Annotated in this window: 19 protein-coding genes; 7 read left to right on the forward strand and 12 right to left on the reverse strand. The window is 48.7% G+C overall.

Annotated features, from left to right (window positions below):
- Positions 1–457: 457 nt before the first annotated feature.
- Entirely contained in the window at positions 458–1,210 is a 753-nt protein-coding gene (locus QMA35_RS02610; RefSeq protein ID WP_281645575.1) for a hypothetical protein, read from the forward strand.
- Positions 1,211–1,224: 14 nt separating this feature from the next.
- On the opposite strand, the gene sctU is transcribed toward QMA35_RS02610, so the two are convergent.
- The 10 genes from sctU to QMA35_RS02660 form a co-directional block, all read right to left on the reverse strand.
- Positions 1,225–2,274: a type III secretion system export apparatus subunit SctU gene (gene sctU / locus QMA35_RS02615; RefSeq protein ID WP_281645576.1), complete on the reverse strand. Its 1,050-nt coding sequence runs from the start codon at positions 2,272–2,274 to the stop codon at positions 1,225–1,227.
- Positions 2,275–2,322: 48 nt separating this feature from the next.
- Positions 2,323–3,117: a type III secretion system export apparatus subunit SctT gene (gene sctT, locus QMA35_RS02620; protein WP_281645577.1), complete on the reverse strand. Its 795-nt coding sequence runs from the start codon at positions 3,115–3,117 to the stop codon at positions 2,323–2,325.
- Position 3,118: 1 nt separating this feature from the next.
- On the reverse strand, positions 3,119–3,382 hold the full coding sequence (gene sctS / locus QMA35_RS02625) for a type III secretion system export apparatus subunit SctS (protein ID WP_281645578.1): 264 nt from the start codon (positions 3,380–3,382) through the stop codon (positions 3,119–3,121).
- Between the two features lie 15 nt (positions 3,383–3,397).
- Complete coding sequence (sctR, locus tag QMA35_RS02630) at positions 3,398–4,048, reverse strand: type III secretion system export apparatus subunit SctR (protein WP_281645579.1); 651 nt, start codon at positions 4,046–4,048, stop codon at positions 3,398–3,400.
- A 54-nt stretch (positions 4,049–4,102) separates the two neighbouring features.
- Positions 4,103–5,236 (reverse strand): type III secretion system cytoplasmic ring protein SctQ, encoded by a 1,134-nt coding sequence (gene sctQ, locus QMA35_RS02635; RefSeq protein WP_281645580.1) that lies wholly within the window; start codon positions 5,234–5,236, stop codon positions 4,103–4,105.
- Between the two features lie 15 nt (positions 5,237–5,251).
- Positions 5,252–5,944: a type III secretion HpaP family protein gene (locus QMA35_RS02640; protein WP_281645581.1), complete on the reverse strand. Its 693-nt coding sequence runs from the start codon at positions 5,942–5,944 to the stop codon at positions 5,252–5,254.
- A gap of 15 nt (positions 5,945–5,959) precedes the next feature.
- Positions 5,960–6,421, reverse strand: a complete 462-nt coding sequence (locus tag QMA35_RS02645) for a YscO family type III secretion system apparatus protein (protein ID WP_281645582.1) — start codon at positions 6,419–6,421, stop codon at positions 5,960–5,962.
- Positions 6,422–6,432: 11 nt separating this feature from the next.
- Positions 6,433–7,767 carry a type III secretion system ATPase SctN gene (gene sctN, locus QMA35_RS02650; protein WP_281645583.1) on the reverse strand — a complete coding sequence of 445 codons (1,335 nt, stop codon included), beginning with the start codon at positions 7,765–7,767 and terminating at the stop codon, positions 6,433–6,435.
- 162 nt (positions 7,768–7,929) lie between these two features.
- Positions 7,930–8,445, reverse strand: coding sequence for a type III secretion system chaperone (locus tag QMA35_RS02655; RefSeq protein ID WP_281645584.1), 516 nt, complete (start codon positions 8,443–8,445; stop codon positions 7,930–7,932).
- 219 nt (positions 8,446–8,664) lie between these two features.
- Positions 8,665–9,975, reverse strand: coding sequence for an acetyl-CoA C-acetyltransferase (locus tag QMA35_RS02660; RefSeq protein ID WP_281645585.1), 1,311 nt, complete (start codon positions 9,973–9,975; stop codon positions 8,665–8,667).
- Between the two features lie 192 nt (positions 9,976–10,167).
- On the opposite strand from QMA35_RS02660, the gene QMA35_RS02665 reads away from it, so the two are divergent.
- On the forward strand, positions 10,168–11,589 hold the full coding sequence (locus tag QMA35_RS02665; protein WP_281645586.1) for a 3-oxoacyl-ACP reductase: 1,422 nt from the start codon (positions 10,168–10,170) through the stop codon (positions 11,587–11,589).
- Positions 11,590–11,659: 70 nt separating this feature from the next.
- Here QMA35_RS02665 and QMA35_RS02670 read toward each other — a convergent pair whose 3' ends face one another.
- Positions 11,660–12,694 (reverse strand): AraC family transcriptional regulator, encoded by a 1,035-nt coding sequence (locus tag QMA35_RS02670; protein ID WP_281645587.1) that lies wholly within the window; start codon positions 12,692–12,694, stop codon positions 11,660–11,662.
- Between the two features lie 231 nt (positions 12,695–12,925).
- Here QMA35_RS02670 and QMA35_RS02675 point away from each other — a divergent pair, with 231 nt between their 5' ends.
- Positions 12,926–13,768 (forward strand): MaoC/PaaZ C-terminal domain-containing protein, encoded by an 843-nt coding sequence (locus QMA35_RS02675; RefSeq protein WP_281645588.1) that lies wholly within the window; start codon positions 12,926–12,928, stop codon positions 13,766–13,768.
- Between the two features lie 57 nt (positions 13,769–13,825).
- Positions 13,826–14,320 (forward strand): tRNA adenosine(34) deaminase TadA, encoded by a 495-nt coding sequence (gene tadA, locus QMA35_RS02680; protein ID WP_281645589.1) that lies wholly within the window; start codon positions 13,826–13,828, stop codon positions 14,318–14,320.
- Here the strand turns inward: tadA and QMA35_RS02685 are convergent.
- Positions 14,317–15,249, reverse strand: coding sequence for a transglycosylase SLT domain-containing protein (locus tag QMA35_RS02685; protein WP_281645590.1), 933 nt, complete (start codon positions 15,247–15,249; stop codon positions 14,317–14,319). The two genes, tadA and QMA35_RS02685, sit on opposite strands and share 4 nt — an antisense overlap.
- Positions 15,250–15,441: 192 nt before the next feature.
- Between QMA35_RS02685 and purL the strand changes: the two genes are divergently transcribed.
- From purL to QMA35_RS02700, 3 genes are all read left to right on the forward strand, one after another.
- Positions 15,442–19,362, forward strand: coding sequence for a phosphoribosylformylglycinamidine synthase (gene purL, locus QMA35_RS02690; protein ID WP_281645591.1), 3,921 nt, complete (start codon positions 15,442–15,444; stop codon positions 19,360–19,362).
- A gap of 366 nt (positions 19,363–19,728) precedes the next feature.
- A complete protein-coding gene (locus tag QMA35_RS02695) occupies positions 19,729–20,202 on the forward strand; it encodes a glycine zipper 2TM domain-containing protein (protein WP_281645592.1) in 474 nt (157 codons plus the stop codon).
- Between the two features lie 253 nt (positions 20,203–20,455).
- Positions 20,456–20,776 (forward strand): hypothetical protein, encoded by a 321-nt coding sequence (locus QMA35_RS02700; protein WP_281645593.1) that lies wholly within the window; start codon positions 20,456–20,458, stop codon positions 20,774–20,776.
- The last annotated feature ends 6 nt before the right edge of the window (positions 20,777–20,782 follow it).

The raw sequence follows: 20,782 nt of genomic DNA on the forward strand, positions 1-20,782 counted from the left end.
AACATCGGAAGTGTTGGTTTGTGGTCTGGAGTCACACATCCCTAGAGCTGTTTGCCCTTAATGGTTGTTGACTACTGATTATTCGTGACCCTTCGTTCAGCGATGCCGGTGTAGTTGTTTGATGCACCTGATCACTAACTATCAGCAGGTGAGGAAATATCGATTATGTATTTTCAGTATTTCACTCTGCTTTTACTGCGCTGTTAGGGGTTGTCTCCGCAGCGTTTGGCAAGATTATAGGGAGTTTGGCGTGGGTTTAATCCGTATAAATACGGAATTGCTCATATCTGTGGTGGTTTTTGTTCGTTTTTCAAGCCTTTGTTTGTTCGCATATTCATTGCAAACATGTTCAAACTTTGCAGTGTTCTTTTATGGATGGCACTATGGTTTTCTAAGCGCAGTTATGGACAAGGAAGCCATGGATGCATAATTATTATAATAAGAGCGATCCATAGTTATGAAAAAGCTGACGCAGTTCCTTTTCGTTATTTTATGCCTGTCCTTTGGCAAAGTGCACGCTGATGATGTTGAATACCAGACGCTGGTTAATGATGTGTACCGGCTACAGGTTGATGTTTATGAAGCTAGTACTCTCTTTCATATGTTTACTTTGCTGGAAGGAGATCGTCAGGTTTCGGGAGATATCGAGCAAGTTGTTGTTCGTATTCAGAGTCAGCTAAAAACCATACTGGCATCTGGATTGTTGTCCGACGATGAGCATCTTTCTGAAGCTGCCGCGAAGTTTATAGAATTAGTGCGGGCAAATGAAATAGCCAGTGAAGGTTATACCTCTGTATATACAGTTAATGATATGGAAGCCGCGCTGGATGAGTTTCAAAAATCTCTTAATGAACTTCTTCCTGAGGGAGCGCTTTCTTCACAGGCTAGTATTCTGAGTAATGCTGTGCTCGTGAGAAAGATTGGTTCTCGATATGCCCGCCTGGCAGCGCACTGGAATGCGAGAACCGGCATCCTTGCTGATGCTGATGGCGATACAATTGATGTTCATACAAAGATCGTGACGGAACAGCTCGAAGAGCTTGTCGCGAAGGGTGATTTAACGCCACAGGAAAGAGCATCTGTCAGTCAGGCTATTAAGAAGTGGCGTTTTATTTCTCCTAAGCTGATTGATTACCAGAATGATACCGTGCCTTATCTGGTAAGCCGTTACAGTACCTCTATTGCCAATCAGTTATTGAGTGCTTTGTAGTCGGTATACTGTGTTTATTCAGGGTTCTCATCCTGTTTCATTTGCTGCACCCAGCGGAACACCTCGGCAACCGGGGTGATAAGTTCGCTGGGTATGTAATCAAAAACTTCTGTCTGGCTGAATAAAGCATGGGCTAGAGGGACATTTTCCATCACCGGTATATTATTGCGTTCTGCAACTTTAATTATGAATTGGGCCTGATTACGTTTACCCAGACAAGTTACCATCGGTAGCGGGGTTTTCGCTTTGTTGTAGTGAAGCCCAACGGCAATATGTGTGGGGTTCTTTATTACTACATCAGATTGAGCAACATTATCTTCTGAGTTCAGCAGTTCTCGGTGCAGCTCTTTTCTCTTACCCTTGATTTCAGGGTTACCTTCCATTTCTTTATATTCGCGTTTCACCTCATCTTTGGTCATCTTCTGTTCTTTGGTGAATTGGTATTTTTCGAACATAAAATCAAACAGGGCGATCACCATGAAAGCGATTATGGCGAACAGCATCAGCTTTTTCATTAATGAACCAAGCACAGGAAGGATACAATTTGTGCCGCAGAAGGGCAGGTTCATTAACTCATTTAAGCTTCCTCGGATGACGTAGTAAATAACCAGAGACAAAAACAGAATCTTGATAATGGATTTAACCAGCTCTACAACGTTTTTTATGGAGAATATTTTCTTGGCACCTTGAATAGGGTTGATCTTTTTTATATCGGGTTTAATCGGTTCAAAAGCCAGCAGCATGCCGAATTGCACAACATTGCCGGCAACGGCGGCAAATGCAGAGGCTATAACGAGAGGAGCGATCATCAGAATGGCTTTTGAAAGCAGGCCCAGAGCAACAGACTTCAGCGCAACGCGAAACTCCATTTCATAGAACTGTGCAGGATACAGCAGTAGCTCCTGAAACATCTGCACATACCAGTCGCTGAGAGCCCAGATGATGACAACAACGGCGATAATGCCAGCGGTGGAAGAGATTTCTTTACTCTTTGCGACCTGACCCTTTTTGCGGGCATCGCGCAATTTCTTCGGTGTTGGGGCTTCGGTCTTTTCACCGCTCATAATGTTATTTGCTTATTTAAAAGAGTGTCTGGTATTTATTTATAGGTGTCACATTAAATATCGACCAAGAACCTGCATTACGCTGGGAAATTCTCCTGCTGTTTCCTTAGCAAGTTTCATAATCGTGGCCACATAGAGAACCAAAATGGCCACGGCTACGGCACTCTTGATTGGCATGGCAAGAATGAAAACGTTGAGCTGAGGAGCAGAGCGGCTAATCAGTGCAATTCCCCACTCGGTAATAAACATACAGATCATGATAGGTGCTGCGAGCCAGACAGACAGTGTGATGATCAAATCGAATTGACCAAGGAAAAACAGAACTGCCGATTGATTCAGCTTTGGCCAGAACTCAAATACTGGCCACGCTTCATAGCTATGGAAAAGGCTTCCCAGAAGAATTAAAAACACGCCGCTGATAAGGTAAATGCAGGTGAATGCCTGAGAAAACATTAATCCCATAGGGGATGTTTCCGAACCAGACATCGGGTTCATGGTGCTGGCCATAGAAGCACCGCGCTGGTTGTCGATAATAAAGCCGGCAGCTTCCAGAGCCCAGAAAGGGATGGTGGCGATAAAACCAATAAACATCCCGATCATCACCTCCTTAATAATTAGGGTGAAAATCATCAACATGCCTGGGCTGGTTGACGGTTCCTGTGCAGAGATCATTGGAAACATAAAAATAGCCAGGCTGCCCACGATACCGTTACGGATCATTGCTCCGCCAACAACCTGCTTATTCAGGATGGGCATGGAGTTAAAGGCCGCAGCCATGCGCACCATGGTCATGCTGTAGATAAAGAAGATATCCTTGATTTCTGACGTAACCTCAGGCGGCATATCAGATTTCCGGCAAGTAATTCATAATCGCCAGAGAGAAGTTGTACACTTCAATACCCATCCAGCGGGCAGTGGCGAATATGCTGATAACTACAGCAATCAACTTAAACGCGAAAGGAAGCGTCTGCTCCTGAATCTGGGTAAGGGCCTGCACTAAGCTCACTAATAGGCCAACACCTGCTGCGGCAATAATTGGTGGCATCGATAGAATCAATGTCAGCATCAATGCTTTGGCGGTCATTGTCAGAACATCGGCTTCAACCATTGTCCGGCTCCTTGGCTATTGGTAACTGAGAACAAGCCCGTGTATTAGTCGGGTCCAGCCGTCCAGCAGCACAAACAGCAACAGCTTGAAAGGCAATGAGATCGTCATGGGAGACACCATCATCATACCCATGGCCAGAAGAATATTAGAAACAATCAAATCAATAATTATGAACGGCAGGTATAACAGGAATCCCACCTGAAAAGCTTTGGTCAACTCACTCACGGCAAAGGCTGGAACAAGAATCATCAGGCTGTCTTGAGCTAGCTCTTCTTTATACTCTGGTGGCCAGAGTGCTGTGGCTGTTTTCAGGAAAAAGCGACGCTCCCGGTCAGTCGTGGTTTTCATGAGAAAATTTCGGTAGGGCACAATACCGGCTTCATACACGCCCCGCCAGGAATCATCTTTTATACTGATCTGTTCATCCTTAACGATATTGAACATATCAATGCCCACCGGCGCCATAATGTAAATGGTGAGAATGATTGCCAGAGAATTTAGAGCCATATTAGGAGGAATCTGCTGTAGGCCCGTGGCGTTCCGTAGAATACCGAAAACCACAACCAGCTTTAGGAACGAGGTTCCGAGAATGGCAACAAATGGCACCAGTGACATCAGCGCCAGAGGCAGTATCAGGTAAAACGGTGATGAGAGATCAAACTCCATCGCTGGATCCTTTTTTTCCCGGTTATCCTGTCTACTGCTTAATGTTTGGTGCGTTCAAAGAAGCTTGGTAATACGTGCGCCAATCTGATTATTAATATTGACCAGTTCACACTCGGCAAAGGCTTTGCCATTGGCTTTCATGGTTACCGGGCTGGCGATATTTCTGTTCAATTCAAAGGTGTAGCCCGGCCCAAGGCGTCCCATTTCACCAACGGTCAGCTCGTGGTTGCCTACATCAAAAACCAGCTTCACAGGTAAGCCTTGAATATCCTGATGGCTTACATGCTGCGTGGGTGCAGCTGCCTGTTGAGGGGCGGTCTGCTGTGGAGCCATCTGCTGGGGCTGAGATGCTGTGTCCTGGGGGGGATCATCAGAAAATCCCAGATCGTCATCAAAGTCATCGCCGAGATCCAGATCATCGTCCAGATCATCAAAATCATCGAAGTCATCACTCATACCGTTCTCCACCCTCTGTTTCAGCGTGATCCGAGAACCGCTGATCTCTGCGATAAATCCTGTGCTTTCCGACATCCTGAGAAATACATATTTGCCGGTTTTGTACCAAGAGCGATCCAGAAGCACGATATCGCCGGTTGCAAGCTGCCCCAATCGAGTATCCGAAAGCATCGTATGGCCGACCTCAACAGCAAGAGGCATGGCTAAATGATCGGCAGGTAGCGCCTGAGCTGTACCCAGAGTGGTATTGATCATGCTGTTGATCTGGTCGTTAATAACCAGAAGCCCACTGGAAATCCGGCTTTGTCCTTGAAAGGCAACTCCCAGGCAAGGCGTCCCTTCAGGAATGTGATCACTGCGTGAAACCCTGTTCAGGCGTAAATCTTTTTGTAATAGAGCGCGAAGATCGCCCAGCAAACGGTCGATGGCCATCGTTGCACAGCCAATGCGAAGGTCATCGGGTAACTGTTCCAGCAGGTCAGATAAAGGACTTCCGCCAATAGCCATATCTGTGAATAGATCTCGTGTGACCTGAATGCGAACAGGAAGACCATCTACAGATATTTGAAACTCCAGATCAAATTGACGTGCTGCAGTCACCGGAGTCAGGCTGACTGCGCAGGGTTGACCATTAATCTGGCTCTGGAGTTGGCCAGTAGAACCACTTACAAGATTATTCAGCAGTGCTTGCTGGTGAGATAGAGGCTTGTAAGCAAATGGCTGGATAGACATGGTTATTCAGAGCCCTTAGCTATCCGCTTCATCGTCGTTGTCATCGGCAAAGTACTGCTCGCGAGAGCGCCCGTCACCGGTATCTTGATCGGCTCCGCCACCCTGCATCTTGATGTTAACTTCAATATCTCCCCCCATTTTCTTATTGAGGGTATCCATCAATGCCTGTTCTCCCTTATTCAGGAAGTTAAAAGATTCTGCAGAGGTGGTGGTGAACTCGATAGACATCTTGCCGGTGGCATCCTTGCGGATCATCATTTCCGTACCGGGAAGCATGTCGTTCTTGAAATCGACTTTGACCGCTTTCACATCGGAAGCGTTGCTGACCATAATTTTGTCGACGATCTTGTCAATTTTGTCGACCATCTGCTTGTTATCAACGCCCTGAACTTCGGCAGTTTTGCCCATGCGGGCTTCCATGGTTTTGGCGGCATCACCGTGAGCCATGGCATCGCCTTCGTCCTTTTTATCTTTCTTTTGGGAGTGGAGGTTTTTGAAGAGGTCTTCCAGTCCGTCTTTTTTATTATCATTGCCCCGGACATCACCGCGACCGCCTTTATCACCCTTTTTCTTTTTCAGGGCATCATCGAACTCGCCACTGTTACGTTCGGCTTCTTTCTCCTGGGTACGGTCATTTTGTCCGGCGCGCCCGTTCTCAGATGGGCCGGATTGCTGCGGAGTACTGGCAGGTCCCTGTACACTGCTCATAATGGCTTCCTTTCCTCAGTGACGATTGCGGGGAGTGAACTCCTCCAGTTCCAGCTCTTCCAGTCGAGCCTTTTCCTTGGCCGCTTCCTGGTTCAGTACATCGGTAAATTCTTCGAATTTCTGTACAGCCTGAGTGGCTTTGGCGTGAGCCTGGCGAGCCTCTTCAAGCTGTCTTTTGCACTCTTCAAGGTGTTCTTCGGCTTTTTTGATGGCTTCCTGAAGCACCAGATCCTGTTCTCTGAGCTTGGCAACCTTCTGTTTGAGAATGTCGAGGTCAAACTGTTTTACCTCGGTATTCATAATATTATCGTAGAGTCTCTGCTCTTCTTGATAACGCCATTCTTTATAGTCAATTAATTCCTGTTTTTTCTTCTCTATATCCTGAACGGCGACTTCGACCCGATAACGACATTTCCTGACTTCTTCTTCTGCCGACTTTTCCCGGATTCGTTTTATTCGCAACAGGTCGTCCAACATGTTTCAGAACCTTAACGAATCAGCTGGTGCAACTGCTGAACTGTGGTATTAAAGTCAGACAGTTCGTCAGTGCGCTGTTTGAGAAATGTCCGGATAGACTCAATCTTGTCCAGTGCCTGGTCAGCCAAAGGGTCCGTACCCTGTTTGTATTCGCCGACTTTAACCAGCAGCTCGATCTCTTCGAATTTGGCCATTAACTCCCTGACTTTACCAGCGGAACCAATATGGTCCTTATCCACAATGTTGTTCATAACCCGGCTGGCAGACGCGAGAACATCAATAGCTGGGTAATGGTTTGCTGCGGCCAGCTTTCTGGACAAGATAATGTGCCCATCAAGGATGGACCGCGTTTCGTCAGCTACGGGTTCTGACATATCGTCACCTTCCACAAGTACGGTATAGAGGGCGGTGATTGATCCTTTATCAGACATTCCGGCTCTTTCCATCAGTTTTGGCAAAGTTGCGAAAACCGAAGGAGGGAAACCTCGACGAGTAGGAGGTTCACCAGCTGCCAGACCTATTTCCCGCTGGGCACGAGCAAAACGAGTTACGGAATCCATGAGTAGTAAAACTCGTTTACCCTGGTCACGAAAGAATTCAGCAACGGCTGTGGCTGTGTAGGCGGCTTTAGCCCGCTCCATGGAAGACTTATCTGAAGTGGCAACAATGGTGACCGATTTTTTAATACCTTCCGGCCCCAGATCATGTTCCAGAAATTCTCTTAATTCCCGTCCCCGTTCACCGATCAGGGCGAGAACGGTGACGTCCACTTCGGCACCTTTCACTAACATGGAGAGAAGGGTGGACTTACCACCACCGGCCGCCGCGAAGATACCCATTCGTTGGCCTTCACCGCAGGTCAGAATACCATCCAGTACCCGTAGCCCCAGAGGAAGAGGTTGATCAATGATTTTACGGGTCAAGGGGTCTGGAGCGTTGGCATAAACCGGATACCAGGCCTCAGGATTGATTTGTTCATCTGGGTCAGCATGAAGTTGGCGCCCCATGCCATCAAGTACTTTCCCAAGAAGATGCGAGCCAACGGCTACATGATGTACCCGGCCAGTGGGAATTACTTCAGTATTGGAAGAAATACCCAGCATATCTCCCAGTGGGGTAAGAACCGCATCATAACCTTCAAAGCCAACCACTTCGGCGTAGTTCATATCATCTTCGCCGGGAGTGAAGAGCTCACAGAGTTCGCCGATTTTGACCCCGGGAACTGCGGCTTTGATAATCATCCCCTGAACTTCGGTAACCCGGCCGCGAATATCGACCAGTCGGCTGCCATCTACCGCGTTCTGGAGGGCATCTGTTAGATAATCGAGTGCATCGCTATCGCTCAAGGTCAAACTCCCTGTGACCAGTTCACTACAGGCCTTCTCTCAGTGTAGAAAAGCCATCACTATTGAATCGGCAGAGGGCTGAACTGGGTGAGGACAGGCTACAAAAAAAGAACGCCCCGGCGGGGCGTTATGAGTGGGGAATCTGTTCTTTTAACTGCTGGCTTAAACCATGATACCCATGCCACCATCAGGTTGGGGAGGCTGGCCGCCACCACTTGGGTTTGAACCGCCAGACGCTGGTGGCTGTTGTCCGGTACCATCGCTCTGAGTGTTGCTGGCTTCCTGCACAACCCACTCAAGTGTGTTCACGAATTTCTCCAGATTGGATTCAAATGCGCCGTAATCTATGGCCGCAGTCATAGACCGGATCAACAGGACTTCGGTCTTATCGTGATTAAGGGAAAGATAGGCACCCTGCATGCTGTGGTGCTGAAGGTTGATAAAGAGTAGCTTTTCAAACAGTGCCACTTTATCTTCGCAGGCAGCGTGGGATTCAACAGGCTTAACGGCAGAGACGAATACCAAGGCTTCGTCTTCTTCCAGATATTCCATGTTGACAATAAGTGTGTCATCAAAGCAGAGGCCACAGGCTCCGTGCTCGTTCAGCTTTAATTCACCAAGGCCAATACCCTCGGCAAAGCGCTGCAGGTTCTCTTCGACATTTTGCCGATGGGACATGGGCGAAATCCTCCCTGGCTTCTCTTATGTCCAATATCTTGTTTTGAACGGGTTACCTGACAGCCATGTGTTATGCAGGTCTTAGTAGAAGTTAAGCATAAAAAAGGCGGACACAAGTCCGCCTTTTTCAGGAATGCTGTCATAACTGAAGTTATGACAGAAAGTCGTGCATTGCTGTCATTTTCTCAGAAGTAAAAGTCAGCAAGTTACGCAAAGCTGTCAGGGGCGTTCCAGAATGGCTGTAATGCCCAAGCCGCCTGCTGCACAAACGGAAATCAAACCACGACCGGAACCTTTTTGTTCCAGAAGTTTTGCCAGTGTTGCAATGATACGGCCACCGGTCGCTGCGAATGGGTGGCCAGTTGCCAGAGAGCTTCCATTAACATTGAGCTTGCTGCGATCGATTGAGCCAAGCGCTTGGTCACGGCCCAGTTTCTCCTTACAGAACTCATCGCTTTCCCAGCATTTCAGGGTTGCCAGAACCTGGGCGGCAAAGGCTTCATGGATTTCATAGAAATCGAAATCCTGCAGAGTCAGGCCTGCTTTATCCAACATCTTTGGAACAGCATAAGCAGGAGCCAACAACAGGCCTTCTTTATCGCTGTTTTCCTTACCAAAGAAATCAACACCGGCAGTTTCACAGAAGGTCAGATAAGCACGAACTGGCAGGTTGTGCTCAGCAGCCCATTCTTCGCTGGCCAGCAGTACAACAGAGGCGCCATCGGTCAGGTTGGAGCTGTTGGCAGCTGTGAGAGTGCCTTTACCGCTTTTCCTGTCGAAAGCGGGCTTCAATGAGGAGAGCTTTTCCAGAGATGTGTCTGGGCGCATAGTGTTGTCGCGCTCAAGCCCCAGATAAGGTGTTACCAGATCATCAAAGAAGCCGTCCATATAGGCTTTATTCAGGTTCTGGTGGCTGTTAAACGCCATTTCATCCTGCTCGTCCCGTGGGATTCCCCACTCTTTGGCAGTGATTTCGGTATGACCACCCATAGACAACTTGGTACGAGGCTCTCCATTGGATGGAACCAGGGGGGCCAGATGGCGCAGACGCAGACGGCTGGCAACCTTCAGGCGCTCGCCGTTGGTCTTGCAGCGGTTCAGGTCCAGCAGGATTTTACGTAAACCTTCGTTAACACCAATTGGAGCATCGGAAGTGGTGTCGGAGCCACCGGCAATACCGCATTCGATCTGACCAAGAGCGATTTTATTGGCAACCAGAATGGCTGCTTCCAAACCTGTGCCACAGGCTTGCTGAATGTCATAAGCCGGTGTTTTAGGATCAAGAGCAGTGCTCAGTACCGATTCGCGGGTCAGGTTGAAATCCCGTGAATGCTTGATAACGGCACCGGCAACCACTTCACCAATCTGTTCGCCCTGAAGGTTGTAACGATTGACCAAACCATTAAGAGCTGCGGTCAGCATATCCTGGTTGCTGGCATGGGAGTAAGCGGAATTCGAGCGAGCAAAGGGAAGACGGTTGCCCCCGATAATTGCAACTCTTCTTACGGTCTGTCTCTCGTTATGAGCCATGGCTTGTCCTGCTTTGCGGTTCATCTTATTGTGTGGGACGCAGTGTATAGTGCGTGATTATGCTCACATTGGCTATTCTGACCTCTCTCCGCTCTCGGTGTGTCAATTCACTGGAGCGAAGCCTCTGCTCAAATAGCCGCCAATGAGCGCAGGCCTGTACACCTCGCAATATAATAAGGGAGTAAAAATACAATGTCCGATAGATATCAGAAGATAGCGACATCTCCATTTGGCAAAAGCCTGTTCAGCAGCCTTGGCCTGCCTACACCAGTTGAGCTGGATCGTCAGGACGATGCAGCTGCTGATTTTGTAAAAGGCAAAGTGCTGGTTGGTGCCGCGGTTGGTTCTTCCCTGCTGGATGTTGTTGCAAAAACTCTGTCCGATTCCAGTGCTGAAATCTGCTGTCAGGCAAGCGCTGCCACAGCTTCTGACGTTGTGAAGGCTGCTGAAGCCGCTGGCAAAAAGGTTACTCAAGTCAGCACTGGTCGTGAGGATGTTACCAAATTCAAAGGTTTGGTATTTGACGCTACAGGTATTAGCTCAACGTCTGAATTACGTGCTCTCCACGAATTCTTTAGCCCTGTTGTTCGCAAGATGGCTAACTCTGGTCGTATTGTTGTGCTGGGTCTGGCCATGGAAGATTGCGCCAGCGTTTCTCAGGCTGCTTCTATGCGTTCACTGGAAGGTTTCACCCGAAGCCTCGGCAAAGAGGTTGGTAAGAAGGGCACCACTGTTCAGCTGATTTACGTGAGTAAAGGTGCTGAAGCTCAGCTGGAATCGCCATTGCGCTTCTGTCTCTCTCCACGTTCTGCATATGTTTCTGCGCAGGTTCTGAAAGTTTCTAACGGCACAGAAACTACTGCTATTGATTGGGGGCGCCCATTGGCAGATAAAGTCGTTCTGGTAACTGGTGCTTCCCGTGGTATCGGTGAGTCTATTGCTGAAGTTATGGCTCGAGACGGTGCAAAAGTAGTTTGCCTGGATGTACCACAAGCTAAGGAAGGCTTGGATAAAGTTGCTGCCCGTTTGGGTGGGACAGCCATTGCTGTAGATATCACTGCTGCTGATGCGCCTAAGACTATTGCGGATGCTCTTGAAAAAGATTTTGGTGGAGTGGATGTTGTTGTTCACAACGCCGGTGTTACCCGGGATAAAACTCTCGGCAATATGAAGGCTGACTGGTGGGATATGGTTATTGATATCAACCTGTCTTCCGAGGAGCGCATTAACGATGAGCTTCTTGAGCGTAATCTGCTGCGCGAAAATGGTCGTATTATCTGCGTATCTTCCATGAGCGGTATTGCCGGTAACTTTGGCCAGACCAACTATGCCGTTTCCAAAGCTGGTGTGATTGGTTATGTGCAGGCTATGGCTGCACCTCTGGCTGAAAAGAAAATCACTATTAATGCGGTTGCTCCTGGGTTTATTGAAACTCAGATGACAGCTGCGATTCCTCTGATGACCCGTGAAGTTGGCCGTCGGATGAACTCTTTGTCTCAGGGGGGGCAGCCTCAGGATGTGGCAGAAGCTATTGCTTTCTTTGCTAGTCCAGCTTCCACGGGTGTGAATGGCAATGTGATTCGTGTTTGTGGACAGTCTCTGCTCGGCGCTTAATTACCGGGGTGGTGACGTTCAAAAATAAACCCGGCAATTGCCGGGTTTATTTTTTATAGGGAATGAATTATCAAACTGTACTGAGCTGACGGCCCGTATGTTTTTTACTTTTCCGATATTCGATAGGGGTCATATCTGTCCAGCGTTTAAACGCTCGGTAGAACGTGCTGGGCTCGGAAAAGCCTGTTAGATAAACAATCTCATCAATGGATTCTTCTGTTCTGGATAGCAGTTGTTTTGCCAAATTGCAGCGGTAGTTTGCCAGTAAATGGTTAAAGCTGGTGCCGGCATCGGCCAAGCGGCTACGCAAAGAGCGTGCAGTCATATCCAGGCGTTCCGATACGTTTTCCAGACTGACTTCCCCGGAGTCCAGTAATTCGCCAATAATACGGTTAACGTCAACAATAATATCCTGCTTTTCCAGACGGGCAATCTGTTCCAATGCAACCTGTTCGTGCGCTTTCATCAGCTCAGGTTCAGCGTGCTGGGATGGGAAGTGCAGAATATTAATACTGAATTCAATAGTGTTTTGTTCGCCGTTAAAAATAACCGGGCAGCCAAAAACTTCTGAGTATTCGTTGTTGTCACCTTCTGCACCAGCATGGGTTACAGTCACCGATAGAGGCTTAAAGCTGTCCTGAGTCAGATGACTGAAGAAGCGTATAGCACCCAGTAAAATAGCATCGGTCAGATGGCGCATATCCTGACGATTTTCGCTAGTGGAGCCAATGCTGAAAATACAACTGCCTCCTTCGCGTTCAACTTTGGCGGTGACAGCATCGCTTAACAGACGTTGATAGTTCAGAGCCCGGTTTAAACCTTCTTCAAAGGTAGGGCTGCTGAGAAATAAATACTCGATAACCTGTCCCCGGAAAACAGGAATGTTTTGTCCGAGGTGGAGGCCAATATGCTTGTCGCCGGTTACATCTTCACAGGCTTGCCAGAAGATGGTCTGGGCATCGTGTGGAGTACGTACCTGTGGATCTTCAATATGACGGCGGGTGATACCGCAGCGCTCGTAAATAGCACTGGCATCGATTCCGGCATTAATAAAGCCCTGATGAGCCATTTTTACCAGAATGCCTGCATCTCTCAGCTCGCTCATAAATCACAGCCCTACTGGAGTTGTTCTTTTTGATGGGAATATCTGCAGAAGCAGTAGTGCCCGTTATTATTTTCTCCCGAGGGGCTATCTTAGAGGTGATTGACTCTGGTGACAATGTAATAAATGTTTTCTGTCACTGACGATTGGTCGCTCTGTCGGTTGTCCTTTCTGCCAATGGTTGCCAGAAAGCGCGGAGTAACATGCTGCGGATGAAATAAAAGGATGCCCGAAATGCAAACTCTGGTTCTTCAAAATTTACCATCCATGTTGTCTTTGTATAGCAAAGCTGCTGTTAAGAAAGGCCATTCTGGAGCTTTGCCAAAGTTGACAATTGCTGTCCCTGGCATTCGTGCGGAAAAGGCTGTGGCTAAAAAGTATGACCGCATTTGTCATTTTCCAGAGAGTCGTTTTTTGGCGCCAACTTATCTGCACGTGTTGTCCTTCCCTCTACACATGCGTTTGATGACTGACCCGACAATGCCTCTAAAGCCAATGGGGCTTGTGCATGTGCGGAATAAAATTAAGCAGTTTCGTCAGGTTGAGCAGGGTGAGCTCCTTTATATTGAATGTTCGGTTGGAGAGTCCCGGGAGGTCGATGCTGGTCTTGAATTTGATATCCTGACTCGTATCGAAGCATCCGGTGAGCTGGTGTATGAAGGTTTAAGCACTAACCTGAGTCGCCGCCCTTCAAAATCTTCTGGTGATAAAAAGAAACGTCAGCCGCCTGAACCTTTTGATATCATCCAAACCTGGTCATTACCTGCTGGGCTTGGTCGTAGCTATGGTGCTGTTTCCGGAGACCGTAACCCAATTCACCTCTGGCCAACAACCGCTAAACTGTTTGGCTTCAAGCGTCATATTGCCCATGGTATGTGGTCAAAGGCTCGTGTTTTGGCAGCACTGTCAGATCAAATTGGCAACCAGTCATTTGAAATCGATGTGACTTTTAAAACCCCAGTCTTTCTACCTGCCAAGGTGGAATTCAGTTACACGCAGGAAGAGGCCCAAACCTCTTTCCTTATGCGTTCTACTTCTGGTAAGCCTCATCTTGAAGGCAAGCTGACTCTGCTCTAATCCCACCTTAAAATATCTGAACCTGTATAATGCCCTGATTTGATTTCAGGACGCATTATGCAGGAACAGGACATTCGCTGGATGCAGGAAGCATTGGCACTAGCCCGGCTGGGTTCGGCTGTCGGTGAAGTTCCCGTTGGGGCTGTGGTTGTTCATCAGGGCGATATCATTGGACGGGGTTACAACAGTCCTATCGGTCGCAGCGATCCTTGTGCCCATGCTGAGATTCTTGCTTTACGGGATGCTGCCCAGACTATTGGCAACTACCGGCTGGTGGATTGTGACCTCTATGTCACCCTCGAACCCTGCAGTATGTGTGCAGGCGCGTTGGTGCATAGTCGTATTCGTCGTTTGGTTTTTGGTGCCTCCGAACCCAAAGCTGGTGTGATTTCCAGCCGGGAAAGTATGTTAAGCAAAGATTTTCTCAATCATGTTGTGGAAGTGTCGGAAGGGGTTCTGGCAGAAGAGTGCTCGGTTATGTTGTCGGAATTTTTCCGCAAGCGGCGCAAGTTAAAGAAGACTGCTCGGCACGCATTGAAAAACAACTCTTAGATCGTAGATGGTGTTGCCTGACTGTTGTTGGCAATCGTAGTTGTTCGCCTGGGAGCTTTGTTAGGGGCGTGGGTGGTTAAAATATGGCGATAGTAACGCTGTATATTTCCAACGTATTGAACAGATTCTGTACCGCGCGCATAACCAAAACGCGTCTGGCTATGCCATTTAGGATCTTCCAGCTTCAGAAGGTATTCGCTCAGGTGAGCCCAGTCGTCAGGATTTCCTCCTTTGTTTCTGGTGAGTGTTCTTGCGTCGTACAGATGGCCAATCCCCACATTGTAAGCAGCCAATGCTTGCCAGGTGCGATCCGGTTCCTGAAGGGTTTCTGGTAAGCGGCTCTTTAATGATTCCAGATAGCGAACGCCGCCACGAACACTCTGTTCGGCATCCAGGCGATTACGAATCCCCATCTCTTTGGCTGTTGGTAGAGTCAGCATCATCATGCCCCGTACACCCGTCGGTGACTTTGCCTTGGGGTGCCAGTGGGATTCCTGGTAACTGATGGCTGCCACAAGGTGCCAGTCTATCCGGTGTTCACTGGCAACTTTGCGAAATAAATCGTAGTAACGAGGTAAGCGGCGGTGCATGTGGCTTTCCAGGCTGGCAACTTCGCCCGCAGTCAGCTCTGTAGAAGATGTTTCCGCAGAAATGTCGGCTGAGGCATAGCTCGTCGATGAGGCATAGTTTGTCGATGAGGCAAGAAAGTATTCCCATTCCAGCAGGGTCAGATGTAAGGCGTTCTTTCTGGCAACTGGAAAATTTGAGGGAGTATTGGTTTTGCTTCCAGCGCTTAAGCCATACAAGTCACTCTGCTGAGTCAGAACAACGGTTATGGCAAACGCTAGCAGAGTGAACAGACCGACCCTGATTGCTGCAGGTCGTGACCTTTGTTCTGTAGCAATTATTTCCGCAGCAGTACTTCCCATGCCTTTACCCGTAAAGATTCGTTACCTTGTTTGACACGAAATGGCAGTTATAGTTGCTCATACTTATGTCCGGGTTGAAAAGTAGTGAGAATGTGGTTTGAGGCAGGGGTTTATGCTGGAGAGACTGCCATGATCCCTGTATTATACGCGCTGCTCGCAAAACTGACCTGAATTTCAAGGATCATGCCTCTGATGGAGATTTTACGCGGCAGTCCCGCTCTCTCCCTGTTCCGTGCGACCAGGCTGTTGAACACCCTAAAACAGCAAGTCCCGGCCATTAGTAATGTGTATGCAGAGTTTCTGCATTTTTCTGACCTGCATGACCCCAAATCCTCTGGAAAAGAGTGGACCAGTGAACACCAGAGGGTGTTGGGCCAGCTGCTGGAGTATGGCCCCCGCAGAGTGCGGCGGGAACCAGAAGGCCAGTTATTTCTGGTTACGCCTCGCCCTGGCACCATTTCACCCTGGTCCAGTAAGGCGACAGATATAGCCAAAAACTGCGGTTTAACGGCCATTCATCGTCTGGAACGGGGCATAGCCTATACCATCGACAGCACATCGCCACTCACCCAGAATGATGTGACTAAAGTCGAAGCCCTGCTCCATGACCGTATGACAGAAGTTGTGTTTTCCAACCCGGAAGAGGCTGCACAGTTGTTTCTGGATGCTGAACCTGCTCCGCTTACCCGGATTTCGGTTCTCGACGAAGGTCGCAGCGCTCTTGAAGAAGCGAATCAGAACCTTGGCCTGGCTCTTGCCGAAGATGAAATCGATTATCTTCTAGAAAGCTTCCGTAAACTGGAGCGTGACCCCAGTGATGTGGAGTTGATGATGTTTGCCCAGGCAAACTCAGAACACTGCCGCCACAAGATTTTTAATGCGTCCTGGGATATCGATGGTGAAGCTCAGGAAAAATCCTTATTTGCCATGATTCGCAACACTTATCAGATGAACTCTGAGGGTGTGTTGTCTGCTTACAAAGATAACGCTTCGGTTATTAAAGGCTGGAAGGGGGGGCGCTTCTTCCCGGATGCCGGAAGCCGCAGTTACGGTTACACCGAGGAAGATATCCATATCCTCATGAAGGTGGAAACCCACAATCACCCCACTGCTATTGCCCCATGGCCCGGCGCATCTACCGGTTCAGGTGGTGAAATTCGAGATGAAGGCGCAACAGGGCGTGGCGGTAAACCAAAGGCTGGCCTGACAGGTTTCTCCGTATCTAACCTGAAAATTCCTGGATTTACCCAACCTTGGGAACACGATTACGGCAAGCCGGATCGTATTGTTTCAGCCCTCGATATTATGATTGAAGGCCCGTTGGGTGGTGCTGGTTTTAACAATGAATTTGGCCGTCCTGCTCTTTGCGGTTACTTCCGTACTTTTGAAGAAGAAGCCAATGGCCCTGCCGGACGTGAAGTTCGGGGCTATCACAAACCCATTATGATTGCTGGTGGTTTGGGTAATATTCGAGAGCAGCATATTGAGAAAGGCGAGTATCCTGCAGGCAGCCAGCTGATTGTTCTCGGCGGCCCCGCTATGCAAATTGGTCTGGGTGGTGGTGCAGCGTCTTCCATGACTTCCAGCACCGGCCAGGAAGATCTGGATTTTGCCTCCGTTCAGCGTGAAAACCCTGAGATGGAGCGTCGTTGCCAGGAGGTTATTGACCAATGCTGGCAGCTGGGGGAGAAGAACCCCATGCTGTTTATCCACGATGTGGGGGCTGGTGGTCTTTCCAATGCTCTTCCTGAACTGATCAGCGATGGTGGCCGTGGTGGGCAATTTGAGCTGCGCAAGATTCTGAATGATGAACCGGGTATGAGTCCGTTGGCGCTCTGGTGTAATGAATCTCAGGAACGTTATGTTCTGGCTGTTGCACCTGAAAACTTGTCTACTTTTGAGGCTATCTGCGAGCGGGAGCGATGCCCTTATGCAGTTGTTGGGGAGGCAACCGAAGAGCCTCATTTGCTGGTGAATGACGAGCACTTTGATAATCAGCCCGTTGATATGTCGTTGGATGTTCTTCTGGGTAAGCCTCCACGTATGCATCGGAGTGTTGAGCGAAAGAACTTTGAAGCTTCTGGGTTTGATACGTCAGGGTTGGATCTGGCAGAAGCCGCCGAGCGGGTTCTGAAACTGCCCACTGTAGCCAGCAAGAGCTTCCTGATCACTATTGGTGACCGTACGATTACCGGTCAGGTTGTCCGGGATCAGATGGTTGGCCCTTGGCAGGTTCCAGTTGCAGATTGTGCTGTTACCACTAGTGGATTTAATTCCACAACCGGTGAAGCTATGTCCATGGGGGAGCGAACACCGGTGGCTCTGCTTGATGCGCCAGCGTCCGGCCGGATGGCGGTTGGTGAAGCCCTGACAAATATTGCATCTACGCGGATTAACAAACTGTCAGAGGTACGCCTGTCTGCTAACTGGATGGCTGCAGCTGGTCATCCCGGTGAAGATGAACGTTTGTATGACACTGTAAAAGCTGTCGGTATGGAGTTGTGTCCTGAGCTGGAAATTACCATTCCAGTGGGTAAGGACTCTATGTCTATGCGAACAACCTGGCAGGATAACGGTGAGAGCAAATCAGTGACCGCACCGTTGTCACTGGTCATTTCAGCTTTTGCACCAGTTTCTGATGTTCGCCAGTGTGTGACTCCGGAGTTACGCACAGATAAAGGCGCAACAGATTTACTGTTGATCGACCTTGGTCGAGGCAAGAATCGCCTGGGTGGATCTGCACTGGCACAGGTATATCGCGAAATTGGTTCAGATCCAGCCGACCTCGATGAGCCTCAGGATATGAAGGCATTCTTCCAGGGAATTCAACAGCTTCTGAGTGAAGATAAAATTCTGGCTTACCACGACCGCTCCGATGGAGGCTTGTTCACCACTCTGATGGAGATGGCTTTTGCCGGGCATACCGGTATTCAAGTGGCTCTGGATAAACTGGCTGACAGTAAGGAAAAACTGGTTTCTGCACTGTTCAGTGAGGAATTGGGTGCTGTTATCCAGGTTCGCAAGCAGGACAAGGGTGCAGTGAAAGATTGTTTGGCCAGCTTTGGTTTATCGGGTTGCGTGCACACAGTCGGTGAGCTGGCATCTGAACAAAAGGTTTCTTTCACATTCAAAGGAAAATCTGTCCTCTCTGGTAACCGTATCCGTTACCAACGGATGTGGGCGGAGACCAGTTATCAAATGCAGGCGCTCCGTGATAATGCAGAGTGTGCTCAGCATGAGTTTGATAACCTGCTGGATGACAAAGACCCTGGCCTCCATGTCTCAGTATCCTGGGATATTAACAAGGATATTGCTGCTCCTTATATCGCCACAGGTGTTCGCCCGAAGGTGGCCGTCTTGAGGGAGCAAGGCGTTAACGGTCATGTGGAAATGGCCGCTGCCTTTGATCGTGCCGGCTTCGATGCCGTTGATGTTCACATGAGTGATCTGATCAGCGGCAACCGAAACCTTAAGGAATTTCGCGGGCTGGTCGCCTGTGGTGGCTTCTCATACGGCGATGTTCTTGGTGCCGGTGGTGGCTGGGCTAAGTCTGTGTTGTTCCACGAACGGGTTCGTGGTGATTTTGCCGGGTTCTTTGACCGTCGGGATACATTTACTCTTGGGGTGTGTAATGGTTGTCAGATGCTGTCTACTCTCCATGAGCTAATCCCGGGTGCAGAATGTTGGCCACGGTTTGTTCGTAATCGTTCCGAGCAATTCGAAGCCCGTGTGGCCATGGTAGAAGTGCAAAAGAGTTCTTCCATCTTCTTGCAAGGAATGGAAAGGGCGCGTTTGCCGATTGCTATTGCTCATGGGGAAGGTCAGGCTGAGTTCTCTGTAGATTCTGATCGTGCGGTATTAGCTGAAGCCGGGCAGGTGGCGTTGCGCTATGTGGACAACCACGGCAAGACTACCGAGCGTTATCCATTTAATCCGAATGGTTCGGCGGACGGTATTACTGGCTTAACCAGCAAGGATGGCCGGGTAACTATTATGATGCCTCACCCTGAACGGGTGTTCCGTTCTGTGCAGAACTCTTGGCATCCTGATGCTTGGCAGGAAGATGCCCCCTGGATGCGTATGTTCCGTAATGCCAGAGTCTGGGTAGATTAACCTTCCAGAAGCCACAAAAAACCGAAGCCTCAGGCTTCGGTTTTTTGTGGGGTATGAAATCAGACGCTGAATAACAACATCCACACCGACAGGGCAAGGATGAACAGGGAGAAGGCGAGCAGTAAGGCTTCTCCTTTGCTTAAAGAATCATCCATGAGTACTTCTTCCAGATAAAGCTGACAAGTTGGTCAGGTGGGGATTTTACGCATATTTGTTGTTGAAACAATGCCGTTTTGTCTGCAAGTGTAGGGTTTTCAGGAAATTTTACCGTGAAGTTATGCCTGTTTGTCATCACGGAATTGAACCTACACTGAGAGAAGAGCGTCCAAGGTGGGACGTTGGTTTATTTCGATATGGAGGTTCTTTATGAAGTTGTCCCGATTATTTTCTTTGATGGCTGCAGGAACCCTGACTCTTCTTCTCGGAGGGTGCCTGGCAGATCTGACTGGCAGTAATTATGACCGGGGAGAAGCCCGTACCGTACAGGCCGTTCAGTTTGGCGAAATTGTTGATATCGAAACCGTTAAGGTCGATGGTACTAAGTCTGGTGTAGGCGCTGTTGCTGGTGCTGCAACAGGAGGTTTGGCTGGATCAACAATTGGCGGTGGTAAGGGTAAAAGCTTGGCAGCGATTGCTGGTGCTGTTGCTGGTGGTGTTTTTGGCAACTACGCCGAGCGTAAAGTGACGGAAGGTAATGGTTTGAATCTTACTGTTAAGTTGGATAACGGCAGCTTTATTTCAATTGTTCAGCAGGTGGAGCAGGGCAATAGCTTTCGGGTTGGAGATCGAGTGAAAGTCTACAGTCATGGACGCACCAGCCGAGTTGTTCGCAGCAATTAAATTTCAGGTGTCAGGATAGGTTCTATTGATCTAAGGTTGTCGAGCCCAGCATTCACGAGCGAGCACTGCTGGAATGCTTGTTGCCTTTCAAGGGGCTGTAACGACGCTGAAAAAACGTGATCTTACGTCAAAAGAACCTGGAAATCGGCTCTGGAACCTCCTTCCTCTCTTTTAATATCTTCTCTGTTCTTGCTGCTGCTATAAGACAGGCTTTAAACTGCCATTTCTGGTGACTTAGAGGTTGGAGTAATTCGTGAACAGGGAAACTCAACTGGCGATTGGCATTGTTGCAGGGGTAATTATTCTTGCGGCAGGTGGTTTCTGGTTTATGTCAGATAAGAGTGAAGAACTTGCAGAGACTCCTCTCCCAGCATTTGAGGAGCCACCAGTGCCGGCCTATCAGGAATACAGTGACGATGATAAGAAGATTTTTGATTCTGATGAGATGGCGGGGGATATGACCCGTATTATTGTTAAGGATTCTGCATTAGCTGATGATATTGATGTTGGTCAGGTTCTTACTGGTAAAGTTATTATTGATGATCAGGTGGTACAGCAACCTGCTGACCAATAACTTTGC

This window comes from Parendozoicomonas sp. Alg238-R29 (assembly GCF_947331445.1).
Taxonomy (GTDB): domain Bacteria; phylum Pseudomonadota; class Gammaproteobacteria; order Pseudomonadales; family Endozoicomonadaceae; genus Sansalvadorimonas.